The organism is Bifidobacterium ramosum, assembly GCF_009299505.1.
Taxonomy (GTDB): domain Bacteria; phylum Actinomycetota; class Actinomycetes; order Actinomycetales; family Bifidobacteriaceae; genus Bifidobacterium; species Bifidobacterium ramosum.
Window position 1 is genome coordinate 321,745 of sequence record NZ_WBSM01000002.1, and the last position, 19,761, is coordinate 341,505.

7 protein-coding genes are annotated in these 19,761 nt (G+C 63.6%); 2 read left to right on the plus strand and 5 right to left on the minus strand.

Going from position 1 to position 19,761, the window contains the following annotated elements; genetic code table 11:
* Positions 1–170: 170 nt before the first annotated feature.
* Positions 171–4,211 carry a DNA-directed RNA polymerase subunit beta' gene (locus tag DSM100688_RS04115; RefSeq protein WP_152357884.1) on the plus strand — a complete coding sequence of 1,347 codons (4,041 nt, stop codon included), beginning with the start codon at positions 171–173 and terminating at the stop codon, positions 4,209–4,211.
* Between the two features lie 284 nt (positions 4,212–4,495).
* Here the strand turns inward: DSM100688_RS04115 and DSM100688_RS11895 are convergent, their stop codons facing one another.
* The 5 genes from DSM100688_RS11895 to DSM100688_RS04140 all read right to left on the minus strand — a co-directional run bounded on the left by DSM100688_RS11895 (position 4,496) and on the right by DSM100688_RS04140 (position 16,913).
* On the minus strand, positions 4,496–7,114 hold the full coding sequence (locus tag DSM100688_RS11895) for a transglutaminase-like domain-containing protein (RefSeq protein ID WP_152357885.1): 2,619 nt from the start codon (positions 7,112–7,114) through the stop codon (positions 4,496–4,498).
* Complete coding sequence (locus tag DSM100688_RS04125; RefSeq protein WP_205730646.1) at positions 7,105–7,974, minus strand: DUF58 domain-containing protein; 870 nt, start codon at positions 7,972–7,974, stop codon at positions 7,105–7,107. The genes DSM100688_RS11895 and DSM100688_RS04125 overlap by 10 nt, the downstream gene beginning before the upstream one ends.
* Before the next feature lie 427 nt (positions 7,975–8,401).
* On the minus strand, positions 8,402–9,604 hold the full coding sequence (locus DSM100688_RS04130) for an AAA family ATPase (RefSeq protein ID WP_152357887.1): 1,203 nt from the start codon (positions 9,602–9,604) through the stop codon (positions 8,402–8,404).
* Positions 9,601–15,696 (minus strand): Ig-like domain-containing protein, encoded by a 6,096-nt coding sequence (locus tag DSM100688_RS04135; RefSeq protein ID WP_152357888.1) that lies wholly within the window; start codon positions 15,694–15,696, stop codon positions 9,601–9,603. The genes DSM100688_RS04130 and DSM100688_RS04135 overlap by 4 nt, the downstream gene beginning before the upstream one ends.
* A gap of 77 nt (positions 15,697–15,773) precedes the next feature.
* The gene (locus DSM100688_RS04140; protein WP_152357889.1) at positions 15,774–16,913 is read right to left on the minus strand and encodes a serine/threonine-protein kinase; all 1,140 of its coding nucleotides are present in this window, start codon (positions 16,911–16,913) and stop codon (positions 15,774–15,776) included.
* Between the two features lie 262 nt (positions 16,914–17,175).
* Between DSM100688_RS04140 and DSM100688_RS04145 the strand changes: the two genes are divergently transcribed.
* Positions 17,176–19,527, plus strand: a complete 2,352-nt coding sequence (locus tag DSM100688_RS04145; RefSeq protein WP_152357890.1) for a glycoside hydrolase family 3 N-terminal domain-containing protein — start codon at positions 17,176–17,178, stop codon at positions 19,525–19,527.
* The last annotated feature ends 234 nt before the right edge of the window (positions 19,528–19,761 follow it).

Here is a 19,761-nt window from a genome sequence, read left to right on the forward strand (position 1 = left end):
TGGTCGCCGGTCCCCAACGGACGGTCGGTACGGTCATCTGATCGACCGACCGTCCTGACCGGCGGCCATCCCACGCGCCCCGCGTGAGTCCACGCGACGATCACGCGACGACTGTACGTATCACTACGTAACGAAACACATATCGACAGCTTTACAGACAGGACAATAGAGTGCTGGACGTCAACGCATTTGACAAGCTTCGCATCGGCCTGGCCACCGCCGACGACATCCGCGGCTGGAGCCACGGCGAGGTCAAGAAGCCCGAAACCATCAACTACCGTACCCTCAAGCCCGAAAAGGACGGTCTGTTCGGCGAACAGATCTTCGGCCCGACCCGCGACTGGGAGTGCGCCTGCGGCAAGTACAAGCGCGTGCGCTTCAAGGGCATCGTGTGCGAGCGATGCGGCGTGGAGGTCACCAAGTCCCGCGTGCGCCGCGAGCGCATGGGCCACATCGAGCTGGCCGCCCCGGTGACGCACATCTGGTTCTTCAAGGGCGTGCCGTCGCGACTGGGCTACCTGCTCGACATTGCGCCGAAGGACCTTGAGAAGGTCATCTACTTCGCCGCGTACATGGTCACCAGCGTGGATGAGGAAGCCCGCCACGAGAACCTGCCCGACCTGCAGGCCGAATTCGACACCCAGATCCATGCCATGGCCAAGCGCCGCGACGCCGAGATCGAGGAGCGCGCCAAGAAGGTCGAGGCCGATCTGCACGAGCTTGAGGACGCCGGCGAAGCCACCGGCGCCGCCAAGGCCAAGCTGCGCAACAGCGCCGAGCGCGAGATGGCGGCCATCCGTCAGCGTTACGACGACCAAATCCAGCGTCAGAGCGCCGTGTTCGATCGTTTCAAGAACCTCAAGCCCGGCGACCTCGAGCCCGACGTCGACCTGTGGCGCGGCATGCAGGACGCCTACGGCGACTTCTTCGACGGCTGCATGGGTGCCGAGGCGATCAAGAAGCGTCTGCAGGACTTCGACCTCGAAGGCGCCGCCAAGCAGCTGCGCGAGGAGATCGACACCGGCTCCGGCCAGCGCAAGGCCCGCGCGCTCAAGCGCCTCAAGGTCGTCAACTCCTTCCTGACCACCGGCAACAAGCCGGAGGCCATGGTGCTCGACGTGATCCCGGTTATCCCGCCGGATCTGCGCCCGATGGTCCAGCTCGACGGCGGCCGTTTCGCGACCTCCGACCTTAACGACCTGTACCGTCGTGTCATCAACCGCAACAACCGACTCAAGCGACTCATCGAGCTCGGCGCCCCCGAGATCATGCTCAACAACGAGAAGCGCATGCTGCAGGAGGCCGTCGACTCGCTGTTCGACAACGGCCGCCGCGGCCGCCCGGTTACCGGCGCGTCCAACCGTCCGCTCAAGTCGCTGTCCGACATGCTCAAGGGCAAGCAGGGCCGTTTCCGTCAGAACCTGCTCGGCAAGCGCGTCGACTACTCGGGCCGTTCCGTGATCGTCATCGGCCCGTCGCTGCGCATGCACCAGTGTGGTCTGCCGAAGCCGATGGCCCTCGAGCTGTTCAAGCCGTTCGTCATCAAGCGTCTCGTCGACATGAACTACGCGCAGAACATGAAGAGCGCCAAGCGCATGGTCGACCGCGGCGACACCGAGGTGTGGGGCGTGCTCGAAGAGGTCATCTCCGAGCATCCCGTGCTCCTCAACCGCGCGCCTACGCTGCACCGTCTGGGCATCCAGGCGTTCGAGCCGATCCTCGTCGAGGGCAAGGCCATCCACCTGCCGCCGCTCGCCTGCGCCGCGTTCAACGCCGACTTCGACGGCGACCAGATGGCCGTGCACCTTCCGCTGAGCGCGGAGGCGCAGGCCGAGGCCCGTTCGCTGATGCTCGCGTCCGACAACATCTTGAAGCCGGCCGACGGCCACACCGTGACCATGCCGTCCCAGGACATGATCCTGGGTCTGTACTGGCTGTCCACCGTGATCGACGGCGCCAAGGGCCAGGGCCGTGTGTTCTCGTCCATCGCCGAGATGCAGATGGCGCTCGACCTGCACGAGATCGACATGCAGGCCAAGGTGCTCGTGCGTCTGCCCGCCGACTTCGTGCTGCCGACCGACTGGGAGCCGGGCGAGATCCAGGTCGTCGACCCGGAGCCGGGCAGCCCCGAGGTCGTGCGCGAGGAGCGCTTCACCGACGGTACCGTGCTGTTCGGCACCTCGATGGGCCGTCTCCTGTTCAACGAGACGCTGCCGACCGACTATCCGTTCGTCAACGAGCAGGCCCCGAAGAAGGTCCTGTCGCGCATCGTCGACGACATCGCGACCCGCTACTCGACCGCCCAGGTGGCCGCCACGCTGGACGCGCTCAAGGATCTCGGCTTCACCCGCGCCCCGTGGTCCGGCGTGACCTTCGCGTTCTCCGACGTCACCGAGCCGCCGGAGCGTGAGGCGCTCGTCGCCGAGTCCGAGGCCCAGGTCGCCAAGATCAACCAGCAGTACGACCTCGGCTTCTTCACCGAAGAGGAGCGTCGTCAGGCGATCATCGACGAGTGGACCAAGTGCACCGAAAAGGTGTCGGACGCGGTCGTCAAGCACTTCGACCCGAAGAACAACCTGGCCATCATCGTCCAGTCCGGCGCACGAGGCAACATGACCCAGATCAACCAGATCGCGGGCATCCGAGGCCTCGTGAACAACCCGAAGGGCGAGGTCATTCCGCGACCGGTCGAGTCGAACTACCGTCAGGGCCTGTCCGTCCTGGAGTACTTCATCTCCGAGCACGGCGCACGTAAGGGTCTGGCCGATACCGCACTGCGTACCGCCGAGTCTGGCTACCTGACCCGTCGTCTGGTTGACGTCTCGCAGGACGTGATCGTGCGCGAGGAGGACTGCGGCACCAAGCGCGGTCTGCCGATGCAGGTCGGCGAACGTGACGCCGACGGCATGCTGCACCTCGTCAAGGCCGCCGACGGCGGTCCGTACTCGCGTCTGCTCGCCGCCGACGTGGTCGATCCGGCCGACGGCACCACTGTGCTGTACCAGCGCGGCGACGCGCTGAGCATGGACGTGCTCAAGGACCTCGTGGCGCACGGCGTCGAAGAGGTCAAGGCCCGTTCCGTGCTGACCTGCGAGTCCAAGCGCGGCGTGTGCGCGAAGTGCTATGGCTGGTCGCTGGCCACCAACAAGCTGGTGGACGTCGGTGAGGCCGTCGGCATCGTCGCGGCCCAGTCCATCGGCGAGCCTGGTACCCAGCTGACGCTGCGTTCCTTCCACTCCGGTGGCGTCGCGGCGGCTTCCGATATCACGCAGGGTCTTCCTCGTGTCACCGAGCTTTTCGAAGCCCGTACCCCGAAGGGCGAGGCGCCGATCGCCGAGTTCCCGGGTGTGATCAAGACCGATGTGGAAGCCGATCACGTCTACCAGATGACGCTGACCCCGGACGACCAGACCGTCGAGCCGATCGTCTACACCGTGACCCGTCGTGCGCCGCTCCTCGTCAAGGACGGCCAGCACGTCGAGGCCGGCCAGCAGCTGACCGAGGGTTCCGTGGATCCGAAGAAGATCCTGCGCATCCTCGGCCCGCGCGCCGCCCAGGTCAACATCGTGAACGAAGTGCACACCGTGTACCGTTCGCAGGGCGTCGACATCCACGACAAGCACATCGAGGTCATCGTGCGCCAGATGCTGCGCCGCATCACCATCATCGACTCCGGCGACACGTCGCTGCTGCCGGGCGAGCTGGTCGATCAGGCGCGCTTCAAGGAGGCGAACATGGAGGCCGTGAAGAACGGCGGCAAGCCGGCCGCCGGTCGTCCGGAGCTCATGGGCATCACCAAGGCTTCGCTGGCCACCGACTCCTGGCTGTCCGCCGCCTCCTTCCAGGAGACGACGCGCGTGCTCACCGAAGCCGCCCTGAGCCAGAAGGTCGACGACCTCAAGGGTCTCAAGGAGAACGTCATCATCGGTAAGCTCATCCCGGCCGGTACGGGCCTCGCCCGCTACCGCAACGCCGTGGTCGAGCCCGACAAGGCGATCCGCGACACCATCTACCCGAACTTCGGTCTGGGCAGCGGTACCGACGCGGACACCGACTTCTCCGACGCCGACCTGTCCGATGTGGACTTCGCGAACATCGACTTCGGCGATCTGAAGCTCGGCGACGACTTCAACCCGGACGACTTCCTGGACGACCAGGGTGGTCAGGGCGACCTCGGCAACAACGGCGCCAACGGTCCTGAGACCGTCTGAGCGCGGTTGACGCCAAGGTGACCGGGGCGAGAGCCTTTGGACCTGCGTCTTGGTCACGGCGCGTAGCCGTGACCAAGCGTTTGACGGGTCTTCCTGAGCGCTCTCTGGTCGTTTCTGGCGTGACCGCGTTTGACTACTGACCGTGGTTGACCGGCTGTGGTTGATCGACCGGTTATCGGAGTCTGATTGCGGCTCGTATCGTACGCGACAACGCGTGTGATACGAGCCGCTTTTTCGTGTCTGCTTTGTAGTGGTGGCCTATAATAACCCTGTTATTCGGTTCCTTATTCGGTTGTGAACGCGATCGTTGTCTTGACCTTGAGCGGCGCCTTGGACGGCGAGACGTGTATCGATCGTAATGACAGACGGGTGCGCAAACGACGCAGCGGAGGTTGCCCGACAAGCATCCGCCGGCGCACGGCCATCACGTCGTTCCAGAACGATTCCGCATGGCGGTCCGGCAGTACTTCTCCCGAAAACGCCGCGTGATCGGTCCGAGCGGCCAACGTCTGCAGCAGATCGGCATCGATATGAAACGATCGTGCGATCCGCGATGCTTGTTCGCGATGGGTGCCGTTGAGCGCAACACCGCTCTGCGCGGACAGGACACGGAGTGCATGCCAGCCGGCGGTGATGCGCTGACGCACATCGCCGGTACGTCGCCATCGAGCTAAGGTCAACGCCTTGATCAGCAATACCAGCGCACTGATCGTGATGACCACCCATACCGGACTGCCAGCGACCGCTACGATGCGTGCCATCCGTCCGGCCACGGCCAGGGCTGATGATCCGTCATCCGATGACGATGCCTCGGCATCCTGACCGGTCACGGAAGAACCTCCCTGCAACCGCGTGTCATCCCGTGGCTGGTCGACGAGTGGTGCCGGCGGCTGACGAACGACCGGCGTGGATTGCTCCGACGCCGCCTGCTGTGCCGCATCGGGCTGTTTGGCGCGATCCGGCGTGGGATGAAACGCCACCCACCCATACTGTTCCAGCAGGATTTCCACCCACGCTTCGACGTCATTGCCCGTGAACGTCATTGGTTGTGATGCTGATGTAGATGCTGGTATATCGGTCCGAAATCCAAACACCACCCGGGACGCCATGCCGAGCTCACGTGCCATCAACGCCATGGCCGACGCGTACTGTTCGCTGTCGCCGACCATCATCGATGAGGACAACAATTCGTCGATACGATGACTGCCATGCCCAGGAGGCGATGGATATTCGCTCTCCGACCCTTGGGAAAACCAACCTCGATCCCGCAAAGCATCAGCCAGCGCCTGTGCCGCCGCGCCACCTGCCGGTACGCCTCCCGCGACGGTGGAGGCGAAGGCGGAGACGGACTTTGGCACTTCCTGCGCGACCGGTTGCGGCGTGTAGGCCGCCTTCGCATCGTTGATCTGTGCATCGGTGGGCGTCGCCGTCATCACACCATGCTGCGTATAGGACATCGCCGCGGGCACGCCCGACGGCAATATCGCGGTGCGATAGGACGCGTGATAGTACGCGGTCATGCCGGTTGCAGTGGCGGTATTGTCGGTATCGCTGGTACCGACCGTAGCGTCGTCCGTGATATCGAACGAGCGATCCGCCGGCGCCGCATGCCCGTCGGCAATGGATACGACGGTGCAATGCGGACCGGCTGCGCTGTCCGGCGTGCCGATCAACGGCAGCCAGATGCCCGACCACCGTTCGCCGATGGTCAAGGTCGCGGACCATGCTGCATCCGTTTCGTCGGATGCCTTGCCGTTGTGCCGGTTGCCGACATCGCATGCGCCGAACGCCGCCGGCGCGGATGCCGCAATGGACCATGGACGATACCGTTGCACGGTGGACGCGGTATTGCCGGTGGATGCGGCCCCGGCAGCGGATGCGGCATCGCCGTCGGAGATGGACCATATATTGCCGTCGAATGCATCCATGACGGCGATCCGTATGTGCGCCCCTGACGGCATGTGATCCACGGTCAGCAATACGTCGTCCCGATATCGTTTGACGTACGCGCGCATGCCGCTCAACGGACTGGTTCGTTCAACCACGCTGACCGGCGGCACATGACGGTCACGAAGTACCAATCGGTGTGGCGTCGTCATCAGGGCACCGGACGTCGCGAGACCGACCGCGACGACTATCACGACACTGGCGGCAAGTGGTCGGCGTCTGACGATGTCGTATCGATGGATCGTCTGCCGGGACAGCCAGATGACGGCGATGAGCGCATACGCCACACCTGTGGCGATACGCCGTGTGGATGATGCCGTGCCAAGCAAAGCGCATACGATGAGTACTGCAAGAGGAACGATGATCCCGAACGGCATAAGGATCCGATGTCTTGCACAGGCCAGTGTTCCGGCAAGGAATGAACCCCACAAACAGATCATCCACACCGCCATCAGGGAGCCGGATGCGACATCGACCGGAGGCGTGGTCGCGATCAGATACGCAAAGGCATTGCACATGGCCCGCCATCCCGACCGCACCGTATCCCAAGTCGGCAGCACATGGACGATCGTGGTGTCATTACAGGCGATGACCGGACCGACCAGACATTGGCAGAGCATCAGCAGTATGACCTGCCATATATGACGTATGCCGCCGTTGTGCCCGACGTGGGCGATCGTAATGCCGCATGCCGTCGCCGGCACGGCACCCAACGCCCATATCGGGACGGTGCCATACACGTCGATCAGACCGGAAGACCCCACCAACGTCAACAGTGCCATGCCTATCAAGGACGGCATCGTGCCGTTGTCGTTTCGGCGTATGGCATGCTGCTGCCGTCCACCCGTACGGTGGGGCCGATACACCGCGGCGATCGGACGATGGACGTCATGGTCCCATCCATTGTCGTTGTGCAAGGTGGCGGCAGGCCGATTGGAAGAATGAGTCATCGCCATGAGATCACCTCCCACACCAACGGCAGATCATCAAGAGCGCCCATCGTGACCGACACCATGCGTCCGATCCTGCGCACGTTCCAAGCCGCACCATCCTCCACCCGTATCGCGATGAGAACGCCATCATGGGCGGTCGACTGCGTCAGCGGAGACGCTCCTGCAATATCCCACGCCGATCCCACTATGAAGATACGGCATGAACACTGCACTCGAGACAATGCATGAATCGCGTACGACATGCCGTCACCGGACGGAGCCAACGGTTCGATGGCACTGCAGGCGTTCAGCAGAGCCGTCGTATGCGGGGCATCGATACGTCGGTCGCCCGCATAGGCGACCAGTGATTGCCGAATGCGCAGACAGTGCGCGCCGATCGACGCATAGCACGATATCGCCAGTTCGAACTCTTGGCGCCCGGCATACCCTTGCGGATCAAGGTCGATCGCCAGCCCGGTATGCATATGCCGAACCGCCTCATATTGCCGGATCATCAAGGTGCCGGTCCTGGACGAACTGGGCCAATGCACCTGGCGCAGATCATCGCCCGGCACGTAATCACGCAACCCGTGGAAATCAAAATCGTCATCGGCCATGGTGCCGTCCGCCACACCCTCGGTACCGTATGATGCGCCGCATCGTCGCGATCGCAACGGCACGACAGACGGATGAACGTATACGGGTTGCGGTTCGGCCAATACATGTTCGTGCGTGCAGAATCCCAGCGGGTCTCCGGTGCCGATCATGACCGGCCCGATCATCAACACGGTCCGCGCCGATGCGACGCAGGACAGTGCGAAAGTCGCGGCACCACCGGCCTGCATCGACGGTAGGGTCAGGGCTTCCCGCGAATCGTCGATCATGATCGCGCATGTGGTCCCGCCGATGGTCGACCGTCCACGAGGGGAGACCGTGACCGTGATGTCGATGCGCTCGCCGATATTCGCCTGACGACGCGAGATCGCCACGGATGCCGTGCCCCGTGGGCGGCTCCGTGAGCAGACCATCGCCATGATCGCCACAGCCAGCGCGCATATGCCACTCGAAAGCGTTTCCCGCCAACCGGTGATCGGATAGCATGCGGTGCCAGCCAGTCCAATGCATGCCAGCAGCCATCCTGCCGGTCGCATGCCGTCAACGATGTCCGCGGCAAGACGGGCCGCGGACATGCGAGCTCGAACAATGCCGGAACATGGTCGTGGTCTTGGCATCGGCCCTGTTGCCATGATTACTCCTTTCTGCATCATACGGTTAACGGTTGCGGCTGGCAGATGACGATGTGTCGGGTTGTTAGGGACCCAGTGTGGGCGGCGGTACGTCCTCCACGATCCGTTCGATGACGCGAAGGCCGGTCATGCCGCGGAACGAGGCTTCGGACGTGAGCACGATGCGATGGGCCAACGTCGCCGGTGACAGCGTTTTGACATCGTCGGGCACCACATACGAACGCCCTTCCGCGGCGGCCCACACCTGCGCGCACCGGGCCAGTGCAAGCGCTCCACGCATCGATGCCCCGAACGCCACGGCATCATCGACCCGCGTCGCCTCGACGATGCGCATGACGTATTCGGCGACCATGTCATCCATACGTATGTGCGCAGCGACGCCACGCAAAGACAATATGTCGTCGCCGTGGCATACCGGCCGTACCGCATCGGACCGGCATGCGGTTCCGGGATGTTTGAGTATGGCGAGACCGGCCTGACGTCCCGGGTGACCGATCGAAGTCGCGATGATAAACCGGTCCAGCTGTGCTTCGGGCAGCCGATAGGTGCCGGTCTGTTCGATCGGGTTCTGCGTGGCGATCACCATGAACGGTTTCGGCACCTCATAAGTGACGCCGGCCGCGGTGACGGTACCTTCTTCCATGACCTCCAGCAATGCCGACTGGGTTTTCGGGGACGCCCTGTTGATTTCGTCCGCCAGCACGATGGAGGAGAACACCGGCCCCTGACGGAACGAGAACGTACCCTGATGTTGGTCGTATACGGTCGTGCCCGTCACATCGGACGGCAGCAGATCGGGGGTGAACTGGATGCGGCGGCATGGCGCGTGCACCGACCTGGCCAGGCTCCGGGCCAGTTGCGTCTTGCCGGTGCCGGGAACGTCTTCGATCAGCAAATGGCCACCGGCGATGAGCGCGGTGACGCACAGACGGATCGCCATCGTCTTGTCCAACACCGCATTGGCGATGTTCGTCGTCAATGCGGCGAACGACCGTTGGAACCAGCTGATGTCGTTATCCGGCGGTGGCGTTGAGACCGATGAGAGCGTGATGACGGAATCATCGTCTTCGAGTTGCGGCAACGGCGACTCGGCCGGCGCCGACATCGGCGTATACGCCGGCGTCAGCGTGGCGTCCGATGTCTGCCGGATCGACATGAAACGACGATCTGACGGTATTCTGGTCGCATCATCGAACGGATGCGCGGCATCCGGCAGACGAGTCGCATCATCACTGCCGTATTGGTCGTGGCGCAGGGTGGTGGTCATGATCGCTCCTTGCTGGTTGCCTCGCCAGTCATCTGCTGGCTGATCGACTGGATGACGGTTCTGCTGAAGGAAAGGGTGTGCATGGGGAACGGGCTGACCCAACCATTGGCATGCAAGGCGAGGGGAACGGCAGGTTCGATGCGTATGCCGTCGATCGTCCCGCCGTCCATACTGCGATCCAATGCCGGTTCGCCCGCGGTGGAGGCGACCATGACGGACCAGGTGTAGGACTGTGCTCGACTGCAGTGCGAGGTATCAAGTTTGGCGTTGCCGCCGCTCCAAGGCAGCATGCATGAGATGCCGGCATCCGGCGTGATGACGAGCATGGCCTCGGCGGCACGCCCCCACGTATCGATGGTGCCGCCGATGACATCGATGATGTCGGGATCGTCGACGCTCCAGGAGACGGATTGCGGCAACTCGATATGGGCGGGAACCTGATAGGTATACGGTTCGCCGGTTCCCGAAACCTTTGGCCCGTCGTGGCCGTTCAGCGTCTGACGCACCGAGAGCCCACTGAAGGTCTGCCAAGGCTCCAAGGTGAATACGGCGTGCGGCTCGGTGACGGTTCGTACGACGCCGTTGCCGGTCTCCACGATGAAGGCGTCGACCATGCCCGACGCCTCCCACACGGCTTCGCAGACCTGTTCCGCACAGGTATACCGCACATCGGACGGCTGACCGATCGTGTAGCCGGGCGTACTCGCGTTGCTGACGATGGTGACGGGCTGTGCGCCGTCACGTTGCGGATGAACCGCGATGGTGACGGTCATGGGGATACGCAGCTGACCTTTCGCTGCGGTGAACGTATGCTCGGTCGTGTCGCAGGTGAGCTGTCCGACGGTGCCACCGGAGAGCGATACACGTGCACAGCCGGCGTTACGCATGTCGCCGAGGAGGATGGCCAGCCGCATGCCGCCGTGATCGTCGATATTGGACAACGATGCTTCCGACATGGCGGGATCGCCCCACGGCCGCACCGGCTGGCTGGTCTGGCTGGTCTCCCCGAAGCCGACGTGATTGCCGGCGGCGACCGTCGCCGAAACCGTCATCCCATCGGTGATGGCCGTATCGGGAATCTCGAATTCGGCATAGGGCTCTGTAACGGTCACGGTACTGCGATAGCTGCCGGTGGAGCTGGACAACGTCACAAGGTACCGATCGGGGGCGGTGCCGGAAGAGGTCGGCTGACGCCAGCGCACCACAGCGGAACGGTACCCGGGCGTAACCGTCACGGATGTCGGCGACGGCGGCGCAATATCCGGTCTGGCCGTGACCTCTGCAGACGGTTCCGACCATCCGACCTCGTTGCGCGCCCGCACCGTGAAGGTATAGGTCGTGCCGTTGCGCAGTCCCTCAATACGGCAACTGGTCATAACGCCGCAGGAGCGGGTGCCGTCGTTCCAGGCCACCAGATATTCGAGGATCGGCTTGCCGTTGGCGGCTCCGGCGATCCACTCCAATCGGACCATGCCGTCGGACGGGGTGCCGGATACGGGGGACAGCAATGGCGGTGCAGGGCGATCGGCTACGGAGATGACGATCGTGGCGCTCACCTGCCGTTCCGCAGCCGCAGTGCCGTCGCGTACGGTGACGGTGATACGGCTCGTGAACGCTCCGGTATCCGATGATGCCGAGATCGTCAATGGGCCGGTGCCGGCACAACCGGAGACCGTCAGCTTGGACACGGCGGCATCGGAGCAGCCGACGATGGAGAGAGGAACGTCAGGGAACGGGTTGTAGGCGTCGGCCAGCACGTCTACACGTTCCGATGCGCCGGCTCGCATCGTCAGCGTCCGATCCTGCAACCGCGACAGTGGACGCCCGGATGCGACCACTCGTACGGTGACGCCGGCGGCGAGACTACCGTGCCCGTATCGGATGACGATGGGGATGCTCATCGTTGTGCCGGGGATCGCCGTCGCGGCCGCGGCTACGGTCAGCCGGCCGGAATCCGACAATGACGCCGTGACCGGATGCGTGGATGACGTCTCCTGCAATGCGTAGCCGTAGTGATGCGTCCCGGTGCGTGTGACGGATGCGGATCGGGTGAACGAGGCAAGGTCAATGGTCGTCGGAGTTTCTCCGGCCGCCACCTCGATCGTCGGTGACACGAATATGGGGGAGGATGCCGTGCCGCCGACGATGGTGATCGGCAACGTGATAACCGCCGTATTGATGATATGGGTGTCTTGGCCTTGCCGTTGCCCGTCAATGGCGGTGAACGTGACCGACGCCGGACCGTCATAGTCGCCGGCTGCGGCAAAGATCAGGGAACGGGCGTCGTTGTCGACCGCGACATCGGCTGCTTTCGTGGCATGCACTGATTCCGGTTCGGCGTACACAGTCTTTCCCGCACCCACACGCACATGATCGGCAAGTTCGATGATGATCGTCTCTCCGGCGTTTACGGTCAGAGGTGGCGCTTTCGGCCGAGGTATCGGCGGGAACACACCGTAGGCGGGCACGTGGATGAACGCGATGGACGTCAGACCGTGGGTAACGTTCGTCACCGTATAAGGGATGGATCTGGCCGTGTCGGTGAGTTCCACGCGAATCACGGTCGGCTGCCCGTCCACCATGTAGGCGTCGGATGCCGACGGATCGACACCGATCGCAAGCTCATCCATGGTACCGGCCGGATTCGTGATCCATGCGGACACATCCACGTCGACGGATCGCTTGTCGATGGTGGACGTTGCGGGAACCCGATAATCATGGGCCTCCGGTGGATTGATCGGCGCATCCGGATCGACGGTCACGGTCAGCGTCGCGGTGTCGGATAGCCCCGTCTCGTCGCGCACGGTGTACGTGACATAAGCGACGCATCGTTCGCGCGGGGCGATCAGTATGATCATGCCCTCCGACACGAAGGCGTCGTCAATCCACTGCGTTTCAAGTTCGTGGTCCAGAGACAACGCAGCATCATCATCGGCGATGTCGTTCTGCACGACCGGTACGGCTGCCGTCGTTCCCGGGCGCAGCGTGATATGGTCGTCCCGGGCCCATACGCCGGAAGCGGTTCGGTCATGTACGATGCCGACACGAACGGTGGCCTGCGCGCGTTGCCCGGTCCAATCCTCAACGGCATAGGTGAAGGTGTCGGTGCCGGATGGATCGGCATATGCCTCATACACCATATGATCGGCCCCCACCGCGGTGATGCGCCCCAACGTGGGAGCCGTGCCGCCCAATCCAAGCAGGGTGACGTCATCGCCATCCGGGTCGATACCGGAGAGCGGTATGGGGATACGCGTCGTGCGTCCCGCTGCCACCTGCGCCTGCACGTCGCGTGGCGTCGGAGCTGTTTTGGACGTCGCATCGCTTTCGTGCACCGTCACGGCAATCGTCCCGGAACTCGCATTGCCAAGATCGTCCGTGACCGTATACCTCGCGTGAAAGGTGCCTGTCTCGGTACCCGCCTGATAACGGATCGTGGTGCCGGAGACGAACAACAGGCCACGGAACGCATCGTCCCGATGACCGGACACGTCGGTCAGGGTGATGACCGAGATATCGGGATGGGTGACATGGTCGAGCACATCCGACGATACGATGCCGCCGGTGCGCACACTCATGGTGATGTCTCCGGCCACCGGCGCGGCCTGCGACGACATTGCCGGAGGGAGCACCGTGATCGTTCCGGTCGAGGATCCCGCGGCATTCTCGACCGTATATCTGATCGCCTGTGGTCGTACGGGTGCCGTACGTGCCATGACATGGATCCGTCGATGGGATTCCACATGGATATCAATGCCGCTGTCGGAATCGACGGACGCTGAGGTGACGCCCATTATGCCTCCGGTCGGATCCATGTCATTGTGCAGCGGTTCGACGATCGCCGTTCCGTCGCCATTGAATATCGCCGTATCGTTGACGGCGATCGGCGCAGCGGCTTCACCGGATGCCGGCGTCACTTCGATACGAGCCAGACCGATGCCGGGCACCTCGTTCTGCATGATCGTGAACGGCACGTAATAGGTCCCCGGTGCCGCAGCCATGAAGGAGAAGGACATGGCATCGGCCCTCATGGCCACGGTCGCATGTTCGGGAGCGTCCACTGCGGCAAGCTGTGCCGGCTGCGCCGACGTGCCATGCACATACGGTCGCAGGCTGATGTCGACACGCGTCTGCGGCATCGTCTGCACGCTGACCGCATCGATGACGGCGGCAAGCGTTCGTGCCGGGCGGATCGAAAAATACGTGATGCCGGTTACTGTGAGATCGCCGTCCGATACCGTGAGCTCCACGCCGACGCGACCGGCCGTCATCGCCCCCGCTTGAAAGGTCAGTCGTCCGTCGGCGCGTGAGGACACAGCCACCGTTTCGGCGTCCTGCGGCGTGGCGGACAGAAGCATCAATGCATCGCCATCCGGATCGACGAACCCCGCCAACGCGTTCGTCACATACGATGTCCCCTGTTCGACCTCGTGCTCGATGGGATCGCCAAGCTGCATCGGGGCCGTGTTGACATCGCCATCATGCAACGTGACCGTGATGGAGGCTGAGGCCGTCTGCCCCCGTCCATCGCTGATGTCGTAGGTCGCAGTCACCGTGCCCGTCCGGGCGTTCGTGGCGTCCAGTTGCAGATACCGAGCACCATGCACCGGCGTCAGGGACACGTTTGCGCCGTTCGGCGCGCTGACCCGTGTGATGCGCAATACTGCGCAGTCGGTCTGTCTGTCGTTGCGCAGCACATCGAGAACGCTTGTCTTGCCGGCGCGTGCGCCGAACGCATCGTCTTCGGCCTCGACGGTTCCCGACCCCTCACTGCATGTCTTCGTGAAAGAGCGGCGGGTGCTGGTCGAAGTTTGAGCCGCATTGGCTTGGTTTGCGGTCGATGTCTCCGATCGATTCCATGACAGTGCGACCGTCGTGCCGGATTCGTCAGCGGTGTTCCACACGGTACCGGTGGCTATATCGTTCAGCACCACAAGACGATGATTGACTCGAAACACCAAATCCGATGTGGCGTGCACGGACCGAAGCGTACGCAAAACGCTCGTTTTGCCATGTCCATCATCGCCCTGCGCCGAACAGATGCGCAGATAGTTTTCGGATCGCTTCGCCCATGCTGCATGCACACAACCGCCGGACGCCACGGGGCGCGCCGCAGCGCTGGCCGGCCAGCCGCCTGTCTGATGCTGATCGCCGACGGCCGAGCCGGTACTGGATGAATCGTTGTTCCGCGATACCGATCCGAATGCGACGACGGTCTGCGCGCCGCGCAGCAGCCGCACCGCATACAGTCCCGACCTGCCGGCAACAGTGACCCACCCTGATTGCACGCCTTCGGCATCGACCGATTGCAACTGCAAATGCTCGTCGCCCTCGACTTCCGCAGCACCGTGCCTCCAACGAATCGTGGTGCCGGCAAGCACGACCGGTTCCCCGTCGACCACCGTAAAATCGTCGACCTCCAGACGTTCATCATCACTGAGCGATCCCACCTCGATGGAATCACTTGTCTCCGCGCCCCGAATCAGTCGAATCACCATGCCATCCTGCGGACGATACCCATATACGGCACCGTCATGGGTGACCGCGACACGGCCTCCCGCCCCGAGCCGCAGTGCAGGCGTGCTCCTGAGCGGTGACACCGCCTCGAGATCATCACTCCTGCCAGCCCAAACCCGTCCCTGATCATCCATCAACGCCACCGTGCCGCCACCCGTCATGACGGTGGTTCCGGAGGCGATGCTCACACGGACGTCAAGGGCGGCGGTGGAGGCACGAATGCCGGTCAACTGCTGGTGATCGATCAGCAAGGTGTCGGTCCCGTGCTGCACGACATCGAATCCGGTCGACGAAGCGTGCACCATGGCGTCAGGTTCTCCGGCACGTACATGAAGCCGGGCTGCTTGACGATCGTTCGCCGAAGTCACCCACACCGTGCCGTCATCGAACTGCAGCCGCGGCTGCACCACCGAGCCGTAGGCCCATGAGCCGGCGATGATGATCAATGCCGCTGCCGCCGTGCAGCACAGAGCGAATCGGACGCCGGCCAGCGGCGCATCGTGCGCGTGACTGACTTCGACCGCGTGCCGGCGTTGAGCGAGCATGTGACGGATGATGGCGGTAAGGGGTGCCATGATGGGCTCCTTTGCGTCATGACGGTGATGGATTGCGGCGCGGATGCCGGGCGTGTCGGAATGCGTGGAAACATGGGCTATGGGGTGGTGGCGGTGCCATCCGGTTGCAGACGAAGTGCGTCATCATCCATGGCCGGTATTTCATCGGCGTTGACGATCGTCGTGACTTTCGGCAGCGCGGGCGGAGAACGGCCATGCCACAGCGTTGGACATGCCAGCATGATCGTTGCGCCGACGACGGCCAACGGGACGATGGCGTGCGCCATGACGCCGCGGCGCCGGGCCGATCGCCCGCCGGGCATCCCGGCACGGGCCATACGTTTCGGGATTCGCACCACAACGGTACCGGTCGATGGCGCAACGGTCGGCACCCTCGTTCTCATACGGGAACGTTCGGACGATACGCCGTGTCGACGCAGTACGTCTTCCATTGCTGCGGCGAAGACCTTCGCCGATCGACGGAAACGGTCATCGGGATTCTCCGCCATGGCCTGATCCAGTACGTGCATCAGATCACGCGACATATCGTCCGCTGGCGCAACATGTTCGACGAATGGCGGCAGCATACCGGTGTGCAGGGCGAACAGCGTCGCTCCCAACGCGTACAGGTCGGAGGATTCGTCGCCGCCGCTCCGGTGGGCGGCCACTTCCGGCGCAGCCCACAGCGGCGAATATCCCGTCATGGTATCGGCGCGGTACAGATTGGAGGCGATGCCGAAATCCGCGAGCAGCGGCGTTCCGTGCCGGTCAAGCAGTATGTTCGCCGGTTTGACGTCACGATGGATGATCCCGACGCGATGGGCCGCGTACAGGGCCTGCGCCATCGCGATTCCCAAGGTCAACGTGCGGGCGGCGGCCAATGGGCGGCATCGACCATGCTTCGGCCAGACGAGTTCCTTGCAGGACCCATGTTCGGCGTATGCCAGCATCAGATAGCCACGGCCGTCGTCGGTGACGCCGGCTCCGTACATCGTGAGGATGTTCGGGTGCGAGGACAGACGCCGCAGGCATGCGGCCTCGACGCGGAACCGTTCGGCGGCCGCGCTGTCGAGGATGGCATGCGAGTGTTTGACCGCGACGACGCGTGCGGTTCGACGGTCGCGATACAGCAGCAACTCGGATGTGGCGCCTTGCCCGATCCGGCGCACGAATGTGTGACCGGGCAATGCAGGTACGTCGAACGTGGTCGCGAATGAGGACGGATGCGGCTTCGTCATCGTTGCCTCCTTTCTGGCGGCGGTGCGGTTTCGTCGTCGCTGACGAGCGGTGGTCGTGCCATTGTGAGGATCGTCCGCGACAAAAACGAGGGTGCGACTGGTTGTCCGTCGAGGTTACGCAACGCGCACGTACATGCAGCCGATCGCAACGCTACGATCGGCTGCATGTACGTTTGACTAAACGCACGCCGCGCGGTAAACTACCGATTGGTAACTAAAGAAAACGCCGTCGTTCGATTTCATCGAGGAAAGCGAAGCCATCATGAATGCAACCGCCACAACCGCGCCATACAAAAACCCTGACCTGTCTGATACCGAACGCATCGTCGACCTGATCGGCCGCATGACGCTCGAAGAAAAAGTCGGCCAAATGATGCAGCTCGACGCGCGCAGTGCCGACCTGGAGGACCTCATCGTCAACAAGCACGTCGGCTCCATCCTGCACACCAGTCCCGCCGACCTGTCGAAAGCCGTCGACCTCGTCAACACGAAGACGCGACTCGGCATCCCGCTGGTCATCGGTGACGACTGCATCCATGGCTACTCGTTCTGGCCGGGCGCGACGATCTTCCCCGAACAGCTTGGCATGGCCGTCAGCTGGGATCCGGACAAGATCGAGGCCGCCGGTCGCGCCACCGCCGAGGAAGTGTCCTGCACCGGCGTGCACTGGACGTTTTCCCCGGTGCTGTGCATCGGCCGTGACACGCGTTGGGGGCGTGTGGGCGAGACGTTCGGCGAAGACCCGACGCTGATCGGCGAGCTCGCCTCCGCGATCGTACGTGGCTATCAGGGCGGCGCCAAAGCCGGCGAGCCCCTGCCCAAGGATGCGATCCTCGCCTGCGCCAAGCACTTCGCCGGCTATTCGGAGACGCAGGGCGGTCGCGACGCGTCCGAAGCCGACCTGAGCCACCGCAAGCTCGAATCATGGTTCCTGCCGCCGTTCGAACGCGTCGCGCGCGAAGGCTGCGGCACGTTCATGCTCGGCTACGAATCGATCGACGGCGTTCCGGTCACATTCAACAAATGGCTGCTCACCGACAAGCTGCGCGGGCAGTGGGACTACCGCGGTATGCTCATCACCGACTGGGACAACGTCGGCCGTTCCGTCTGGGAGCAGAAGGTCAAGCCGGACTACGTACATGCGGCCGCCGACGCGGTCAAGGCCGGCAACGACCTCATCATGACCACGCCGCAGTTCTACGACGGCGCGATCGAAGCCGTCCGCACCGGGCTGCTTGACGAATCGCTCATCGACGCGGCCGTGTCGCGTATCCTCGCCGTCAAATTCCGCCTCGGCCTGTTCGAGGATCCGCGCCTGCCCGACAAGGCGCGTATCGCATCCGTGATCGGTTCGGCCGAACACCGCAGGCTCAACCTCGATCTCGCCCGCGAATCCGTTGCATTGTTGCGCAATGACGGCGGTTTACCGTTCGATGCGGCCGCGACGCATGCGAAGCGCATCGCCGTGGCCGGCCCGCTCGCCGACGACGCGCAGACCCAGCTCGGCGACTGGGCCGGCGACTCCGGCCAGGTCAACTGGATGCCCGACGGCCAGCCGCGCGACATGATCACGACCGTACTCGACGGCATGCGTGAACTCGTGGGCGACACCTGCGAGGTCGTATACTCGCGCGGCGCGAACATCGTCGACCTCGTGCCCGACCCGGACGGCGAATACTATCCTGACGGCCAACCGAGGCCGAAGGTCGCCGTCAATGCGGCCGTCGACCAGGCGTTGATCGACGAGGCCGTGGCCAACGCGCGTCGGTCCGACCTCATCGTCGCCGTGGTGGGCGACGTGGTGCAGCTCATCGGCGAATGCTGCTCGACCGCGACGCTCGATCTGCTCGGCGGACAGAACGCGTTGCTCGACGCGCTCGCCAACGTCTCCCGCGAGACCGGCACGCCGATGGTGACCGTGCTCATCAGTTCCAAGCCGCAGATACTGCCGGCGAGCATCGTCGGCGCAAACGACGTGTTCGCCAAGCGGTGCAACGATCCCGCGGTCGGCGCCGGCTCGATCCTGTGGGCGCCGAGTCCCGGCATGGAAGGCGGCCGCGCGATCGCCGAGATCATCCTCGGCCTGACTAATCCTTCCGGCCGTCTGCCGATCACGTTCCCGCGCCACGCCGGCCAGCTACCGGTCTACTACAACCAGATCCGCGGCCAGCACGGCAACCGCTACGCCGACCTCACGCAGGATCCGGCGTTCGCGTTCGGCGAGGGAGGGGGCTACACGACGTTCGCATACGGTGATCCGACGATCGTGGGTGGCGCGTCCAACGCCGACGGCACGTTCGCGGTCGGCGACACCGTGCATGCCGAGATCACGTTGACCAACACCGGCGACCGCGCCGGTACCGAGGTCGTGCAGGCGTACATCAGCGATGTCGTGACCTCCTACAGCTGGACCGATCGCGAACTCAAGGCGTTCCGACGGGTCTCCCTGAAGCCGGGGGAGCGCGCGACCGTCGCGTTCGACATCCCCGTCGCCGACTGCACGATCGTCGGTCCCGATGCCGAACGGTTCGTGGAGCCGGGTGACTTCGAGCTGCTAATCGGCCATTCGTCGCGTCTGGAGGATCTTAAGGCGGTCTCGTTTACCGTGGCGTGAGCTGCGGCGTGTGCGACACGCCGGCGAGGTGATCACGACACGCATGATGTGTTTTCGGGTTGGGCTGAACATGGCCGATCGATGATGTACATCATGCGTGTCGTGATCGCTTCGCCGGCGTGTCGCAATTTGTGGGCGCCAGATAGCACGACACGCCGATTGTTGTATGTGCAACTGTTGTATGCGGTACGCATTATGCTTGTATGTTGCATATACAACAGTTTCATATGGGAT